Below are 15,909 nucleotides of genomic sequence, written 5' to 3'. Positions count from 1 at the left end.
GAGGGAGGCCCGGGGTTCATCCGGCGACGGGCGCGTTTCAGGCGCCTTTTATCTTGAGCTCCTGCAGACGCGCTTTCTGTTCAGGCGAAACGCGCCGGCTCTCACGCGCCTTCTGAAGGGCCTTGTTGTGGGTCCAGGCGTCGAGGCGGGGCGGGCGCGCCTCGAAGAGGGGCAGCGTCGAGGAAGGCTGCTTGATGAGCGCACATGAGAAATACCAGGCGCGTGCCATGTTGATGTAGTACTCGCCGCGGTCTATCCGCGCGACGATCTCAAGCTGGACGGGGTCAAAGGCATCGCCGAGGAAGAGCTCCATCAGCTGCACGACGCCGAAGCGAACGACATACTCGCCGTGCGGTCCCGTCGCGGCGGTCCATGCGGTTATGCGGTCCAGGACCGCCGGGAGATCGTGCTGGAATGCCGGGACGCGAATGAGGTCGCAGGTCGCCCAGTTGTCCACGTACGGCAAAAAGGGGTCGAGCAGCTCAAAGGCTTCTTGTGGCGTGCGCGACATGATTCCGATGAGCTCGGCGTGGAGGTTCATCTCCTCATAGAGGTCGTGCGTCGGGTTCTCGAGGAACGCGCGGGCTTCGTCGGGATGAGATCGCGCGAGGGAGCGCGCATACCGCCTCAGGGCGGGGGTTCGCACGCCGAGAATGCGCGCCGGGTCAACCGTGGGGACGAGCTTTGCCTGAAAGGCTTGGTACGCCGGGTCGGCAAGGGCTGCCAGGTCAGAGGTGATATCGATGGACATGCGCTGCTCCTTTGGTGCGATGGCCCAGGCGTCTCTCGTATTGTAATGCCGTGACTCCTGCGCACTGCGGACCAGGCGCACCGCGTCGCGAGTTTGACCCGTCATGCCGCAGGCCCGACGCACCGCGCCGAGTGCGCAATGTCTCGCGGGTTATTCGTACGGGATGCCTCGTTCAAATCGGCTGCTGGCGCAAATAATTCGACAAAGGGCCCCAATCTGTGCAAAAAGTCGATTTGTCGGTCGAGTTGGGCGTGTATGCATGACCGATAAGTCGACTTTTTGAACATGGAGGGACCTCTGTGTGCAAATAATCTCTTTGTCGGTCGCCGGTAGGCGGCTTTGGCGACCGACAAAACGACTTTTTGCACAGATTAGGCCTGTCTTTCGATTTTTTGTCTTTCTATATGAATATGCTATGCATAAAACTTCGGTCAATTGAGGTGCGTTATGAATGTTTCTCAATTTGCGAGGCTTCTCCAGTTTTCGTGGTCCCTATGAGCGCCCGGGGAGGGCTATGGGAAGGTTGGACCAAGCGGGGGAAAGCCGATGGATGCGCCCCTCATCGATGCGGCGCTGCGTGGTGCGCGCATAGGGGATTTGGGGATAGCCAAATCCCGCGATCATGCCCACATAGTGGTCCTCAGGAAGCCCGAGGAGCGTGCGGACGTTCGGCATGAGCGCGAGAACGTCCAAGGGAAAGGTCATCATGACGGCACCGAGCCCGCGCGAGGTGCAGAGCAGCTCGAAGTGCGTCCCCGCGATGATGACGTCTTGCACGGGCTCGCCGTGGCCAAGCGGGGCGTGGGGGATGAGGATGTGCGGCGCGCCGCAGAAGAGCATGTCGGGGCGCACCGCCTTCTCCCAGCGCTTGAGGTCGCCGTAGCTCTGCTCGTCGTAGCCTTCTGGATAGATGCCCTCGTCCGCCAGACGCTCCATTTCGGCGCGGGCGAGGGCCCGGAGGCGATCCATCGTCTCCGCGCTGTCCACAAGCGTATACTCCACGAGCTGCTTGTTGCCTCCGTTGGGGGCGTTGGCGAGCAGCTCGAGCATCTCGTCGATCGTTTCGCGGGGAACGTCCCTGTGCAGATATCTCCGACAGGACCGGCGTCCGGCGACGAGCGCGTCCATGACCGGTTCAGCCGTGGTAGGGTCTGGCATGGGCATGCTGTCTTCGGGGCGTCTGCCCAGCACGCTCACGGCGGCTTTCGGGCAGACGGCAAGACAGTGCTGGCATTGCCAGCAGCCGTTCCATCCAAACTCGTCAAAGTCTTGGATGCACGGCTTGCCATCTGCGCCCATATGAAGGATGCCGCCTGGACATACGTTGATGCATCGGCCGCAGCCGATGCAGGCGTCGCTCACGATGAGCTGTGCTCGATTCATATTCGACCTCCTGCGGCATGTCGGGACGATTCGGCGTCTCGCTATGCTACGTGCACGCTTGCTGCCCCGCTGAACTCGCAGTCGGCAAGCTGGTCGTCGGGCAGCTGGCAGAGGCGTCGCTCCTGCGCGACGAGGCGGCGCACGAAGTCGGTCGCCGGTGCGCGCAGCAGCTCGGCGGGCGCGGCATATTGCTGGATGCGGCCGCCGTCGAGCACCAAGACGCGCGTGCCAAGCTTCAGTGCCTCCGAGATGTCGTGCGTCACAAAGAGCACGGTGATGCCGGTCTCACGATGGATGCGGGCGATCTCCTCTTGCAGCTGGGAGCGCGTAATCTCGTCCACCGCTCCAAACGGCTCGTCCATGAGCAAGATCTCTGGCGAGGCGGCAAGCGCCCGCGCGATGCCCACGCGCTGCGCCTGCCCGCCCGTGAGCTCATCGGGATAGCGGCTCTTGAGCGCGGCGTCGAGCCCTACGATCCCCATCCATTTTTCCACGGCGGCAGCGGTGCGCCCGTGGTCGCGGCGATTGAGCAGGCTCGGCACGTAGGCGATGTTTTGCTCCACCGTGCGGTGCGGAAAGAGCATGCTGCCCTGGATTGCGTATCCGATCGAGCGCCTGAGCTCAACGAGGTCCTTCTCTGCCACGTCCTCTCCGTTCACGAGCACCTTGCCGGAATCGGGGGAGATGAGGCTGTTCACCATCTTGAGCGCTGTTGTCTTGCCGCCTCTCGAGGCGCCGACGATCGTCACGAACGCTCCCTGCTCGACCTTCATGTCGAGGTGGTCGAGTACGATGTGCTCCCCGTAGGCCTTGCATACGTCCTTGAATTCGATGACTGTGTCCACGGCTTTTCCCTTCTGTCATGATGTGACGCATCCTGTTCTGGCGACGGGCCCGCGCGCCCGTGGGAAGCGGGGCCGCGCGGAGACGTCGCCACGGAGTTACTCGTGCGCCTCGTTGCGCACGATGTTGCCGCAGAGGTAGGACGGGAAGAAGCCCTGGTCGTCCTCGAGGACCGCCGCGTCGGCGGTCGAGAGCTGGCCGTCGGTGGTAAAGATAACCATGACGTCGATCTGGTCCTGGTCGAGCGCCTGGTACTTGAGGCCGATGTCCAGGTCCATGGTGCTGCCGAAGGAGAGGCCGTAGGTCTCGCAGAGCGCGTCGTAGCCGTCCTCGCGCTCGAAGAAGTCGTACTCCGCGCCAAAGGTGAGCTCGGGTGCGACGGCGGCCAGGTCGGAGTATGTCTTGAGGTCGTAGCGCTCAGCGACCTCGCGGCGCACCACGAGCCCGTAGGTGTTGTTGAACCCGTACATGCCCACCCAGCTCATGTCAAAGTCGTCCTGGTAGCGCTGGGCGAGCGTTGCGAACTGGTCCTCGGTGTAGACGCCGGTCTCGCCGAGGCCCTCGTTCCAGGTGGTGCCGGTGTACTCGGGGTAGAGGTCGAACTCCCCGGCCTCCATGGCGGGCATGATGTTGGCGATGCCGCCCCCCACGCCCTGCGTGAGCTCGACGTCAAGGTCGGTGTCCTGCTCGATGAGGATGTCGAGCGCCTCGCCCATGACGTACTGCTCGGTCATGGGCTTGGTGGCCACGCGGATGGTTCCGGCGGACGGCGCGGGCGCGAGCGCGAGGGCGGCGACGACGGCGCGCGCGGCGAGAGCGGCGACGGCCGCGATGCGGTTGTGTCGGCGCGCCTGGGTACTTCTCATCTGCATACGGCGATCGATCACGCCCAGCACGAGGTCAACGATGAGCGCAAGCGCCGCGATGAGGAGGCTGCCCGCAATGGTCATGGCGGCGTTGTTGGTGGTGATGCCGCGGTAGATGGCCACGCCCAGGCCGCCTGCACCGATAAACGACGCGATGCCCGCGAGCGCAATGGTCATCGTCGCCATGCTGCGGATGCCGCTCATGATGACGGGCAGCGCCAGCGGCAGCTTGACGCGCACGAGCGTCTGCCAGCGGGTGCTGCCCATCCCGCGCGCGGCCTCCAGGATGGCGGGGTCGATGTTCGAAAGGCCCGTGTGGGTGTTTCTTACCATGGGCAGCAGCGCGTAGACCGTGAGCGTGAACGCGCGACGATAGATGGGGCTTGTTCCAAGGTCAAAGAGCTCGAGCTCCCCGTTGTCGAGGACAAACGCCTCGAGCACATAGCGGGCGTCTTTTGGATAGACGTCATTCATGGATGGATTTGCGTCGAAGATGCGGTCGATCCAGTCATGATGGGTTACACCTTCTTCGACACGGCCGAGTGCTACGTGGGTGAAGACGCTCAGGGCGGCGAGCTCTACAACGAGGACGCGGTGGGGGAGCCCCTGCGCTCGGTGCGCGACCAGGTGGTCATCGCCACGAAGTTCGGCGTGCGCCATAATCCCGACAAGACGCTGCGCCTGGATTCGCGCCCCGAGATCATCCGCTCCTCGATAGATGGCAGCCTGCATCGTCTGGGCGTTGATTGCATCGACCTCTATTATCAGCATCGCATCGATCCCAAGGTTGGGCCAGAAGAGGTCGCCGGTGTCATGGCGGACCTCATGCGCGAGGGCAAGATCCGCGCCTGGGGCATCTCGGAGGCGACCGAGGATTACCTTCGTCGTGCCGACGCGGTGTGCCCCGTCGCCGCGGTGCAGAATCGCTATTCCATGCTCGCTCGCTGGCATGAGCTGTTTTCCCGGTCCTTGAAGAGCTGGACGTGGCGCTCGTGGCGTTCAGCCCGATGTCGAACGGCTTCCTATCGGGCAAATATAATCCTTCGACAACCTTTGAAGGCGCGCAGGACTTCCGCGACGGCATGCCTCAGTACACCGAAGAGGGTTACGAGAAGGACCGCGCGGTGCTCGACCTTATCGGTGAGATTGCCGACGAGAGGGGCGCTACGATGGCACAGGTCTCGCTTGCCTGGATGCTCTGCAAGAAGCCGTGGATCGTGTCCATTCCGGGCAGCCGCAAGCCTGAGCGCCTGCGTGAGAATCTGGGTGCGGCCGATATCGAGCTGGCTGCGGACGAGGTCGAGAGCATCGACACCGCCCTCGACGGCATGGACCTCGCCGTGTTCGGCGGCCACGCGGCCGCGTAGGGCATCGCCCGCGCTCCGGGCGGTTTCGGGCTGCCCTGAGGTGCGTCGCTATGCATCTAGTGCATAGCGACATGCCGCCTTCGGTGGCCGCGGGCTCCGGTTGCACGGGGCACAATACAGCTGGAAGACAAGGTGGCCAAGCGGGCGACGCGCCTCGGCAAGGGACGACGCTCTTTGGCACGACAGGAGGACATCATGGAGTATGTGGAGCTAAACAACGGCGTCAAGATGCCCGTGGAGGGTTTGGGCACCTTCCTTATGAGCCCCGCCGAGGCCGAGGCGGCCTCACTTGCGGCGCTTGAGGCGGGCTACGAGCACATCGACACGGCGAACGCCTACATGAACGAGAAGGCCGTCGGCCGTGCCATCGCGAAGAGCGGCGTGGATCGAGCCAGGCTGTTCGTGTCCACCAAGCTGTGGCCGAGCGTCTATGAGGCGGGTGACGCTGCAATCGAGGGCACCCTCAACCGCTTGGGCCTCGACTACGTGGACATGCTCATCCTTCACCAACCGGTGGGCAACTACCTCGCCGCCTGGAAGATCATGGAGAAGGCCTACCGCGAGGGCAAGGTCCGCGCGCTCGGCCTCTCGAATTTCCCGCAGGAGAAGATCGCCGAGGTCATCGAGCATGCCGAGGTCAAGCCGCAGCTCGTGACGGTGGAATGCCACCCCTATCATGCCCAGAAGGACCTTCGCGCCTACCTCGCGCCGTACGGCACCGTGATCGAGGCCTGGTATCCGCTTGGCCACGGCGACAAGGCCATGCAGGAAGAGTCGGTCTTCGTGAAGCTTGGCGAAAAGTACGGCAAGGCCCCGGCCCAGGTCATTCTTCGCTGGCACGTGCAGATGGGTACGTCCATCATTCCGGGTTCCAAGAATCCGGCGCATATCGCAGACAACGTCGCGATCTTCGATTTTGAGCTTACCGAGGACGAGATGGCAGAGATTGCGAAGCTCGATGGCACCAAGACCTACTATACCGCCACCGAGGAGGCGCTCGCCGGCTATCTCAACATGAAGCCGGATTTTGACGCCCAGGAGTAGCAGGGCAAGGGTGCGGTCGGCCACGTGGACTGACCGGCCGCATGTGGCGGGCTCGTCCCACCGGCTTTGACGGACGTCTGGGCGCATCCATCCATATGTTCTACTATGCACGCTTCAGTATGCATCTGTAGCATACTAGGATAGGCGATTGGTCTATGTACCGCGGCGTGCCCTGGCAGCATCATGGCCTTAGTTCGACAACCGGCCGGCGCAAGCCGGGCGCGAAGGAGGAAGCCATGGAGTACAAGACCCTTTCCAACGGTGTGCAGATGCCGATGCTTGGCTACGGCGTGTTTCAGATCGATGACGCCACCACAGAGCGTTGCGTCGAGGATGCCATCGCAAGCGGCTATCGCATGATCGATACCGCGCAGGCCTACGGCAACGAGCGCGGCGTCGGGGCGGGCATCAAGGCCTCGGGCGTCGCGCGCGAGGATCTTTTCATCGTGAGCAAGGTTTGGGTCTCCAACTACGGCGAGGGCAAGACCTACGAGTCCATCAAGCGCTCGCTCGAGCTTCTGGGCGTCGACCAGATCGACCTCATGCTGCTGCACCAGGCATACAACGACTATCATGCCGCCTGGCGCGACATGGAGCGCGCCTACAAGGACGGCCTCGTCCGCGCCATCGGCGTCTCCAACTTCGACCCCACGCGCCTGCTTGACATCTGCACCTTCGCCGAGGTGGCGCCCATGGTGAACCAGGTCGAGACGCACGTGTTCTGGCAGCAGCATTATGCGCACGAGAGCATGGAGAACCTCGGCGTCGCACACATGGCCTGGGGCCCGTTTGCCGAGGGTGCGAACAACTTCTTCCAGAACCCGCTGCTTTCCGAGATCGGCCAGGCGCACGGCAAGTCGGTGGGCCAGGTCGCCCTGCGCTATCTTCTCGACCTCGGCGTCATCGTGATCCCCAAGTCCACCCATAAGGAGCGCATGGACGAAAACTTCGACGTCTTCGACTTCGACCTCACCGAGGACGAGAAGGCAAAGATCGCCGAACTCGACTGCAATCGCTCCATCTGCTACGACCATGCAGACGTGCAGCTCATCGGAGGCCTGCTCAACCTGGTGAAGGGCCAGATCGAGGCGCAGGCGTAAGGACGGCGCTCTGCGACACGGCCGCGGCTTCACGGCATCAGGGCCTGAGCTGCTCTGCCCCGCCTGGGCGCAAGCGCGCGCCGGCGTACACGCCGAACAGTTTGTCCAAACAAAGACGGGCGACTCCAGAAGATGGGGTCGCCCGTTGGCGTTATCTGCGGTACATGTCCACGATATCGGTGACGGCCTTGGGCGCGTCGACCATCGCGACCACATAGAAGGTCGCGTGCGCGTCGGCGTCTTGGATGGGGATGCGCACGCGTTTTTGGTCTGGATGGCTGAATTCAGAGACATCGGTGACAAATCCGAGTACATCAGAGGTCTTCAGCAGCTGGGCCAGCACGTTTGAGTCCTTCTGCACGATGATGCGGGCGTTGGGGACCGCGGCGCGCGTCATGTCTCCCCAGAAGCCGACGTCGGCATTCATGAGGAAGGTCCGCCCGTCGAGTTCGGACATCTTGATGCTCGACCGCTGGGCGATGGGGTCGTTCTCAGGCGCGTAGATAAAGAGGTTCTCGACCATGAGCGGCGCGCAGATCACATTGGGAAGCCCGATTGGCCTGCGGGTGATGACAAGGTCTGCCGAGCGGTCGAACAGGCGGCGTTCGACCTCGCGCTCGTCCTCGATGGTTTCAGTGGTGAGGATCGTTCCGGGAAAGCGTTCGGTCACGTGGGCGGTGAGCTGCCAGACCGGTGCCGGCGCGATCGATGAGACGACGAGCGTGCGGTTGGTGCGGGTCAGGTCGTCAAAGGCGTCGCGCATGCGGCGCTCTTCTGCCAAGATGGCGCGAGCGTGCCCGAGGGCGAGCTCTCCCGCCTCATTGAGCTCTACGTGGTTGCGAGACCGCGTGAAGAGCTCGCAGCCCAGCTCGCGCTCAAGCGAGCGCATCGAGCGGCTGACCGATGGCTGAGAGGTGTGCAGCGCCTCCGCGGCAGCAGAGAAGGTGCCCGTGCGGGCGATGGCGTCAAGCTGGCGAAGCTGTTCAAATTCCACGCAAAGACCTTTCCACACTATGGCATTCATCGCCACTTTCCCCGCAGGGCGCTGCGATTATTCAGATGTTTCCGAGCTGTAACCAATTGGTCGAGAAGTGGCCTATGCGCAACGGCGTCTCTGGTGCGCCCTTCCTATTGGTGCATGCCGCCGCCGTTCCACGGCGTGATGGCCTGCAACTCGGTTTCGAGGCGTGGACGCGCGACCTCGGCATCGTAGGCTGCCTGGGCCCTGAGCCAATACCCAACATCAAGTGAAGGCCGGCCTTGCGTGGCGACGAAGCCGTCGATATCTTATGCATGAAAGATATAGTTCTATCCATTGTTGTGGCGGCATGCGCATGGCGGCCGCGCCTACCGACTCGAGGAGATTGCCTCGCAGCATGGGCCGCAAGCTGGGTGTGCAGTTCTGGGGCCCACCGAGCTGCTGTTCGGGCGGCTGCCAGCGGCTATGAAAACATCCAGTCGTCCGACACGGTGTTTGCCCCAAGCTCGAAATGCAGCCGGGCTATGCCAAGGTCTATGTGGCCGCAGGAGGGCGTGGGCAGGGTGCGGGCGTGCGCGGCGCGCCTGTCCTCGTCGAGCTCAAAGCAGAAGCGTTGCTGGTTGAGCGCGGTGGGGGCAAGCTGCGCCGCCTTGAGTCCGGAGACGAACCAGGCCGGCATCGTGTCGAGTGCATTGGAGCCGGTGCGTGCAAGCTTCTCAATCGGCTTGACGCTGTGCGACGCTCCGTCGTTCTCGCCGTATCCAATCGCTATGCAGCACACGAACCGCTCGCCCGGCGCTATGCGCGCCGCGCTCGCCCTCCTTCGGAACGTCAGGGCCACCCAACATGTGTTGAGCCCTAAAGGCTGGGCGAGCAGCACGACGCGTCCGCCGGCCGTCCCGCAGTCCTCATCCAGGGCCGGGCGCTTGGGTCCCACAAGGGCGATGTGGTTGCGGACGTCTCGAAACGAGCCGTAATGCGCAAGCGTTCCGTCGAAGGCCTGGGGGTTGTCAAGGCAGAGCTGCATGGATAGCCCGAACTGCTCGTTGCAGACGTCGATCTCGCGCTGGATCTGTGCGAGCGCCTCGCCTTCAAGGTGCCGGTCGGAAACGAAGCTCAAAGAGGCATGCCCCGGCGTGGCGAATGGGGGTCCTGGCGGCAAGCCTCGGTGCGGCGAGCGGGGCCCGCGGCGTTCCGGCCGGGCACGTTCTTCGGAAGAGGGCAAAACGTGCGCCCCTATAATCTCAGGTTGTACAGCAACAAGATGATGGGAGAAGTCAATATGGCTGAAAGCGCTTTGGGCGCAGCCGCAGACCAGGCAGGCTTTATGGACCGCCTGCTTTTGGCGCAGGCGACGGTCGATCTCGATGTTGAGCGGCGTGGCGAGCAGGGATTGCTCGAGCGCCTGCTGGGCGACGCGAGGACAAGAGTCATGCTCGTCGATTTGGGCAAGGTGGCCGTGCCCAGGCGGGAGGTTGCCGATGCGCCCGAGGCGCTCGACTGCACCGACGACCCCGCGGCACCCCGGCCAGACGCGACGGCTCCGAGCGGGCTGCTCGAGCTCGCGATGCTCTCGCCTGCCGACCTGCGGGTAGACGGCGACGTCGCACGTCTTGCCCCCTATGTCATCTACCTTGGGATGGAGCGGTCCGAAGACGGGGGCGGCGCAGGCGCCTCCACGGTTTCTTACCTCGCGCTCGACGTCGCCCGCGCGGCGCGGGCGGCCGGCGACGCGGGGGCGACAGGCTCGCTTTGCGCGGGCGCATCCGACGCAAGGCGGCGTGGGGGACAGGCTCTCGTATCGGGCGAGATGTCCAGGAGGCAGTCTTCGGCCTCGGCCGACGGGGCGGCATCGCCCGTTGCCTGCCTCGCCACCTGCCTCCGTGCATCCTATGGCTGGATCGAGCTGCGGGCGTTTGCGCCGTGCGCCTCTGCTCGCGATGCCGGGCTTGCGACGAGCGCCGCCGCCGTTGCCATGTGGCATGACCAGCAGCGATATTGCCCGGCGTGTGGCTCGCCCGTCGTGCCGGCGCTGTCAGGATGGGCGCAGACCTGCTCGAGCCCCGACGACGCCGACCGTTTGCTCTTTCCGCGCATCGAGCCGGCGATCATCACCGCCATCGTGGATGATGCGGACCGCATCTTGCTGCAAAACAACGCTGCCTGGCGCAGGCGCTTCTTCTCGGTTTCGGCGGGTTTCGTCGAGGCGGGGGAGAGCCTCGAGCACGCCGTGCGCCGCGAGGCTGCCGAGGAGGTAGGCGTCGAGCTCGACCGGGTCTGGTATCTGGGCTCGCAGCCGTGGCCGTTTCCAGCCAGCATCATGCTCGGATTTCGCGCTCATGCTCGCACCACGACGATAACGCCCGACCATTCCGAGGTCGCCTCGGCACGCTGGTTCACGCGCGATGAGTTGAGGCAGGCGGTCGAGTCCGGCGGGCTCGAGCTTCCGGGGAGGGCGTCGATCGCACGCCATCTCATCGAAGACTGGTTTGGCGGGCAGCTCGGGTAGCTCGCCGCTTTGCGTCGGCTCTGCTTTCTTGGGTCTTTCTGCGTTGGATAGGACGGAAGAGGACCTTTCTCCATTTCATCTTCTGTTGCAAAATGGCCGCATGGTTCAAACTTATGCCAAGGGAAATGGTGAAGGGAGTGCGTGCGGCATCGGCGCGTGTGCTTGCGCCCGATGTCGATCCATCGGATTCGGGAGGGAATCATGCGGTATCGCAAGCTCGGTACGACCGGTCTCGACGTGAGCGAGATCGGTTTCGGCGGCGAATGGATGGACGGTACGGCCGAACAGGCTTTGGCCGTCGTGCGCGCGTGCCAGGAAGCCGGGGTGAACATCCTCGACTGCTGGATGCCCGACCCCACGCGCCGCTCCAACCTGGGTGATGCGCTGCGCGAGCTGGACAGCCGCGGGCAATGGATCATCCAGGGGCATCTTGGCTCCACCTGGCAGGACGGCCAGTACGTGCGCACGCGCGACCTCGACGCCGTCAAGCCGGCCTTTGAGGACCTGCTGCGGCGTTTCCATACCGACTATATGGACCTTGGAATGATCCACTACGTGGACAAGGTCGAAGAGTTCGAGCAGATCGTGGCGGACAGCCCCTTTATGGGGTACCTGCGCGAGCTGCGCGCCTGCGGCACCGTTCGCCACGTGGGCCTCTCGACCCACAATCCCGAGGTCGCCAAGCTCGCTTGCAGGCATCCCGAGATCGAGATGATCCTCTTCAGCGTGAACCCTGCCTTCGACATGATGCCGGCGAGCGAGGACCTCGACGACTACTTTGGCGAGAAGGGCGAGCAGTCGGCGCTTGACGGCATCACGCCGGAGCGCGCCGAGCTCTACGCGCTCGCCGAGCAGACCGGGACGGGCATCACCGTCATGAAGGGATACATGGGCGGCAGGCTTTTCGACCCCGCCCAGTCGCCCTTTGGCGTAGCCCTCACTCCCGTGCAGTGCATCCACTACGCGCTCACGCGCCCGGCGGTGGCGAGCATCATGGTGGGCTTCTCTACGCCCGACCATGTCGCCGAGGCGATTTCCTACGAGGGTGCATCGGCCGAGGAGCGCGACTACGCGACGGTGCTCGCCGGCGCTCCGCGCCATGCCTATATGGGCCAGTGCACCTATTGCGGACACTGCGCGCCCTGCCCCAAGGGCATCGATATCCCCACGGTCAACAAGTTCTATGACCTCGCGGTCATGCAGGACGAGGTGCCCGATTCACTTCGTGAGCACTATCGCGCGCTCGACGTGCGCGCCGACGCCTGCATCGCCTGCCACGCCTGCGAGGGCCGCTGTCCCTTCGGTGTGAAAGTGGCCGACAAGATGGCCCAGGCAGCGGAGCTCTTCGGCTGCTAGGGCCTTTTCTGGTTCCAAGGGGCCTGCCGCGCCGTGGCGTCATGCCGTGGCAGGCCTCCTGCGCCTGGCGACGCGCCTTCGTCCTCTGCAGGGCCACAGCGGGGCTTGAAAACTATGCTTTACGTGCATACTGGAATGCCCGATGGGTGGGCGTTGCCTGATGCTGCCGATGCAACAATTGCTGCAGCAATCATACGAGAGGAGCATCGGCATGAACGACATGGCCACCCAGGTATCGGTAAGCAGAAGGTCCCTGCTCAGGGGCGTGGCGTCCCTTGCGGCGCTTGTTGGGACGACGGCGCTGCCTTCGGGCTGCGACGCGGGGAGCGATGACGCGGCTGCTTGCGCCTGAGGCCCGCGGTCGGCGAGGTCGCGGAACAGCCAGGGTCGACCGGGTGTTTCCGGGCGCGGCGCCCATCGCTTCTGCGCGGCCGCCGCGGGCTGGCGTATCTGAGCGCCGCGCGCTCGCTGCCCGGGGAGCTCTTCTGGGCGTCCGCCATGGCCGAGAACGGCATCTTGAAGATCGGCAAGGCCACGGCCTTCCAGGCGCACATGATCGAGCACCAGCTCGGCGCCTATACCGACTGCAACCACGGCTTCGGCCTGGCGGTGATCCATCCGACGATGTACCGCCACATGATGGCCGGCGCGCCCGAGAAGTTCGCGCGCTTCGCCACCGAGGTCTGGGGTATCGACGCCGCGGGCAAGAGCGCCGAGGAGCTCGCCGCCGCGGGTATCGACGCGCTCGAGGCGTTCATCGCCGAGATCGGCCTGCCGTCCACGCTCTCCGAGATGGGCATCTCCGGCGAGGGCACCGATGACATGCTGCGCGCCGTCGCCGACTCCACGATCATCATCCCCACATGCCCGAAGGTGCTCGACGCCGACGAGATCTTTGAGATTCTCGAAGCAGTGAAGTAGCCCGCCGAACGGCTGCCGGGCGACCGAGATGCCCTTCGCGTCGGCGGCATGCGGCCGGGGTGTCGCCGTCTCCTTCTTTGGGGCCGAGCGCCGTCGCGCCCGTTCTTGAATGTTTGGTGGGCGCCGCCTCCGATGGATTGGTTGACGCCGTCGCTTCCTGCTAGGATGCCGCGTAAACCAGGACAAGGAGGCGCCAATGCCCAAGACCGTGCTGATTGCTGAAGACGACAAGGACATTGTCGAGCTGCTCACGCTCTATCTGTCCGGCAGCGGCTACGAGGTGCTTTCGGCTCCCGACGGCGAGCAGGCGCTTGAGCTGCTTCGCTCTCACGAGGTCGACGTGGCGCTTGTGGACATCATGATGCCGCGCATGAACGGATACGACTTCATCAAGGCCGCGCGCAAGACGAGCGACGTGCCCATTGTGATCGTGTCGGCGCGCAGCATGCCGGCAGACAAGATCGTGGGCCTCGATGCCGGGGCCGACGGCTACATTACAAAGCCGTTCGACCCGCTTGAGGTGACCGCCTACATCCGTGCGATGATCCGCCGCCGCGAGCAGGGCCGTGAGTCTGCTGGCGCCGCAGGGGAGGACGACGCCCCGGCGACGGATGTGCAGGCAGCGGATGGCGCCGGCGAGACCGCCGCGCCCACATCGCCCGACGCCATCACATGCGGCGAGCTCGTCTTCGACCCGCATCGCCTCACCTTGTCGAAGCGTGGCGAGACGGTGCCCCTTACCGCCGCCGAGCTCAAGATCATGGCGGCGTTCATGGCGGCGCAGGGCCGCGTGCTCAGCAAGGGCAACCTCTACGCTGCGGTCAACGGCGAGCCGGCGATTGGCGGCGCAAGCAGCGTGATGGTGCATATCTCCAACATTCGCGCCAAGCTGGAGGACGACCCGCTGCGTCCGCGCTACATCAAGACCGTTCGCGGCCTGGGGTATAGGCTCGATGGCTAGGAGGCGCGGCTCGGCATCCCCGCGCATTCGAGGCGCTTGGAAGGCGCTGCGAACGAGCCTCGCGGTGAGATGCCTTACGGTGGTGGTGGCCTATGCCTTGGTGTTGGTCGTGCTGCTGGGCGCGCTCGGCCGTGCCGGCGACGCCCTGCTTGCAAGCGCGTTTCCCTCTATGGAGATGGTGCTCGAGCACGAGGACGCCCTTGAGCAGGACGACTTCACCGTGCTCCAGTCGGATGCCTTCCGCAACTGTCAAATCATCATATTTAACGACGGCGGCACGCGGCTCTATGCCACGAGCGAGAAGGTCGCCGGCAAGGTTCGCGCCTCCGACCTCTCGCTGATCAACGACTATGACGAGGATTCGTTCTACGAGGTGTTTCAAGAGCGCACCGAGGAGGGACTGCGCTATCGCGTGCTGCGCTGCTCGTACGACAGGTACGACGGCTACAGCAAGAACGTCGATGCGTGGTGCGTGCTCGACGAGGACCTCGACATCCTTGCCGGCGACCTCTTCGCCGACCGCGACTCCCTGACGCAGCGCGAGTTCGACCTCATCAAGGGCGTCTACGATGCGCAGCTGACCGTCGAGCGCTACGACTACGTCACCGTTTCGGGAGCTTCGCGCACGCTGGTGCTGCTTGCGCCCATGGTGAGCGATGTGCGCTACCAGCAGGCGCTCGACGATGCGGGACGCATCACGCTGCTAGGCATCCCGGTGATGCTCGTCGCCACCGGCATTGCCGTGTGGCTCCTTATGCGCCTGGTGCGCCGGGCGGCCCGTCCGCTCGATGCGGCGATCGATGCCTATCGGCGCGGCGAGGGCGATGCGGCGACGAGCTCTCAAGTCCCGAGCGAGCTCGCGAGAACCTACGACAACTTCGTCGACCTTATGGACCAGCTTGCCGAGGCGCGCCTTGAGCGCCAGCGCATCATAGCCGACGTCTCGCACGACCTGAAGACCCCGCTTACGGTGATACGCGGATATGCGCAGGCCTTCTGCGAGGGCCGCATTCCCGCCGAGAAGGCCGACGGCTACCATCGCGCCATGTACGAGCGGGCGTCTGCGGCAGGAGACCTCATCGACACGCTGTTCAGCTTCGCCACGATGGAGCACCCCGACTACGAGCCGCATCTGGTGCCTGCCGACGTCTGCTCGTTGGTGCGTTCGGTGGCGGATGACGCGGCGCCGGCGGTGGAGCAGGCGGGCTGCACGCTCGAGGTGGCGGCGGCGGGGGAGCTGCGCGCGCTCGTGGACAACCAGCTGTTCCGTCGCATGCTCGTGAATCTTATCGACAACGCCTGGTCCCACAACGAGCCCGGCATTCGCATTCGTGTCGCTTGCGAGCAGGGTGAAGGTGGCCATGTCGAGGTGACGGTGGCGGATACCGGCCAGGGCTTTTCGCCCGAGCTTGCCGCCCGAGCCTTCGAGCCCTTTGTGACGGAGAACACCGCGCGCGCCGCAGGCGGAGGCACGGGGCTGGGGCTTTCCATCGCCCGCCGCGCCGTCGAGCTCATGGGCGGCTGCATTCGCCTGGACGACGGGCCCGCATCGCCATGGTCGACCGTGCTGGTGATCACCCTGCCCCTGCATGCCAAGGAGGAAAAGGGCTCGCCTGCCGCCAGCTAGACGCCCTGTTCGCGATCGTGCCGCGCCCCGGCGCCTCGCTGTCCACGATCGCGACGCGGCCGGTGGCCTGGCATACCTCACGCCGCCGCCCGACGGGACCCGGCCGCACGTCGTCCCTGTCGCACATGCGGCCCTTCAGCCCGGACCTCCCGGTCCAACTCTCTGCTTGCGGTCCCGCGCCAGGTTTAACATGCAACTATTT

At 64.6% G+C, this 15,909-nt stretch carries 14 protein-coding genes and 2 pseudogenes; 10 read left to right on the top strand and 6 right to left on the bottom strand.

Annotated elements, in window-relative coordinates:
* Positions 1-37: 37 nt before the first annotated feature.
* The 4 genes from H6A15_RS04665 to H6A15_RS04650 form a co-directional block, all read right to left on the bottom strand.
* On the bottom strand, positions 38-751 hold the full coding sequence (locus H6A15_RS04665) for a DNA alkylation repair protein (RefSeq protein WP_239462345.1): 714 nt from the start codon (positions 749-751) through the stop codon (positions 38-40).
* Positions 752-1,243: 492 nt separating this feature from the next.
* Positions 1,244-2,134: a nitroreductase family protein gene (locus tag H6A15_RS04660; RefSeq protein WP_204672594.1), complete on the bottom strand. Its 891-nt coding sequence runs from the start codon at positions 2,132-2,134 to the stop codon at positions 1,244-1,246.
* A gap of 41 nt (positions 2,135-2,175) precedes the next feature.
* A complete protein-coding gene (locus H6A15_RS04655; RefSeq protein ID WP_204672593.1) occupies positions 2,176-2,979 on the bottom strand; it encodes an ATP-binding cassette domain-containing protein in 804 nt (267 codons plus the stop codon).
* A gap of 96 nt (positions 2,980-3,075) precedes the next feature.
* On the bottom strand, positions 3,076-4,503 hold the full coding sequence (locus H6A15_RS04650) for an ABC transporter permease/substrate-binding protein (protein ID WP_428840692.1): 1,428 nt from the start codon (positions 4,501-4,503) through the stop codon (positions 3,076-3,078).
* Here H6A15_RS04650 and H6A15_RS10715 point away from each other — a divergent pair.
* The 4 genes and pseudogenes from H6A15_RS10715 to H6A15_RS04630 all read left to right on the top strand — a co-directional run.
* Positions 4,393-4,728, top strand: a pseudogene (locus tag H6A15_RS10715) (aldo/keto reductase); the annotation flags it as partial. The gene H6A15_RS04650 and the pseudogene H6A15_RS10715 sit on opposite strands and share 111 nt — an antisense overlap.
* Before the next feature lie 83 nt (positions 4,729-4,811).
* Positions 4,812-5,210: pseudogene (locus tag H6A15_RS10545) on the top strand (aldo/keto reductase); the annotation flags it as partial.
* 195 nt (positions 5,211-5,405) lie between these two features.
* On the top strand, positions 5,406-6,254 hold the full coding sequence (locus H6A15_RS04635; protein ID WP_204672591.1) for an aldo/keto reductase: 849 nt from the start codon (positions 5,406-5,408) through the stop codon (positions 6,252-6,254).
* 236 nt (positions 6,255-6,490) lie between these two features.
* A complete protein-coding gene (locus tag H6A15_RS04630) occupies positions 6,491-7,354 on the top strand; it encodes an aldo/keto reductase (protein WP_204672590.1) in 864 nt (287 codons plus the stop codon).
* A gap of 151 nt (positions 7,355-7,505) precedes the next feature.
* Here the strand turns inward: H6A15_RS04630 and H6A15_RS04625 are convergent, their stop codons facing one another.
* Entirely contained in the window at positions 7,506-8,348 is an 843-nt protein-coding gene (locus H6A15_RS04625; protein ID WP_204672589.1) for a LysR family transcriptional regulator, read from the bottom strand.
* Positions 8,349-8,796: 448 nt separating this feature from the next.
* The gene (locus tag H6A15_RS04620; protein WP_204672588.1) at positions 8,797-9,453 is read right to left on the bottom strand and encodes a nitroreductase family protein; all 657 of its coding nucleotides are present in this window, start codon (positions 9,451-9,453) and stop codon (positions 8,797-8,799) included.
* A gap of 162 nt (positions 9,454-9,615) precedes the next feature.
* On the opposite strand from H6A15_RS04620, the gene nudC reads away from it, so the two are divergent.
* The 6 genes from nudC (at position 9,616) to H6A15_RS10655 (ending at position 15,707) form a co-directional block, all read left to right on the top strand.
* Positions 9,616-10,842: an NAD(+) diphosphatase gene (gene nudC / locus H6A15_RS04615; RefSeq protein WP_204672587.1), complete on the top strand. Its 1,227-nt coding sequence runs from the start codon at positions 9,616-9,618 to the stop codon at positions 10,840-10,842.
* 201 nt (positions 10,843-11,043) lie between these two features.
* Positions 11,044-12,198 carry an aldo/keto reductase gene (locus H6A15_RS04610; RefSeq protein WP_204672586.1) on the top strand — a complete coding sequence of 385 codons (1,155 nt, stop codon included), beginning with the start codon at positions 11,044-11,046 and terminating at the stop codon, positions 12,196-12,198.
* A gap of 211 nt (positions 12,199-12,409) precedes the next feature.
* A complete protein-coding gene (locus H6A15_RS04605; protein ID WP_204672585.1) occupies positions 12,410-12,550 on the top strand; it encodes a twin-arginine translocation signal domain-containing protein in 141 nt (46 codons plus the stop codon).
* Positions 12,551-12,696: 146 nt separating this feature from the next.
* Positions 12,697-13,119: an iron-containing alcohol dehydrogenase gene (locus H6A15_RS04600; protein ID WP_204672584.1), complete on the top strand. Its 423-nt coding sequence runs from the start codon at positions 12,697-12,699 to the stop codon at positions 13,117-13,119.
* 196 nt (positions 13,120-13,315) lie between these two features.
* Positions 13,316-14,080, top strand: coding sequence for a response regulator transcription factor (locus H6A15_RS04595; protein ID WP_204672583.1), 765 nt, complete (start codon positions 13,316-13,318; stop codon positions 14,078-14,080).
* Between the two features lie 64 nt (positions 14,081-14,144).
* Positions 14,145-15,707, top strand: coding sequence for an ATP-binding protein (locus tag H6A15_RS10655; protein ID WP_204672582.1), 1,563 nt, complete (start codon positions 14,145-14,147; stop codon positions 15,705-15,707).
* The last annotated feature ends 202 nt before the right edge of the window (positions 15,708-15,909 follow it).

Source organism: Enorma phocaeensis, from assembly GCF_016901575.1.
GTDB lineage: Bacteria > Actinomycetota > Coriobacteriia > Coriobacteriales > Coriobacteriaceae > Limicola > Limicola phocaeensis_A.
Note: the sequence above shows the minus strand (reverse complement) of the source record. Positions and strands in the feature narration are given on the sequence as shown.

Coding starts and splice junctions, on each gene's coding strand:
- H6A15_RS04665 (WP_239462345.1), bottom strand. CDS start 751: ATGTCCATCGATATCACCTCTGACCTGGCAGCCCTTGCCGACCCGGCG.
- H6A15_RS04660 (WP_204672594.1), bottom strand. CDS start 2,134: ATGAATCGAGCACAGCTCATCGTGAGCGACGCCTGCATCGGCTGCGGC.
- H6A15_RS04650 (WP_428840692.1), bottom strand. CDS start 4,503: ATGGCGCACGCCGAACTTCGTGGCGATGACCACCTGGTCGCGCACCGA.
- H6A15_RS04635 (WP_204672591.1), top strand. CDS start 5,406: ATGGAGTATGTGGAGCTAAACAACGGCGTCAAGATGCCCGTGGAGGGT.
- H6A15_RS04630 (WP_204672590.1), top strand. CDS start 6,491: ATGGAGTACAAGACCCTTTCCAACGGTGTGCAGATGCCGATGCTTGGC.
- nudC (WP_204672587.1), top strand. CDS start 9,616: ATGGCTGAAAGCGCTTTGGGCGCAGCCGCAGACCAGGCAGGCTTTATG.
- H6A15_RS04610 (WP_204672586.1), top strand. CDS start 11,044: ATGCGGTATCGCAAGCTCGGTACGACCGGTCTCGACGTGAGCGAGATC.
- H6A15_RS04605 (WP_204672585.1), top strand. CDS start 12,410: ATGAACGACATGGCCACCCAGGTATCGGTAAGCAGAAGGTCCCTGCTC.
- H6A15_RS04600 (WP_204672584.1), top strand. CDS start 12,697: ATGGCCGAGAACGGCATCTTGAAGATCGGCAAGGCCACGGCCTTCCAG.
- H6A15_RS04595 (WP_204672583.1), top strand. CDS start 13,316: ATGCCCAAGACCGTGCTGATTGCTGAAGACGACAAGGACATTGTCGAG.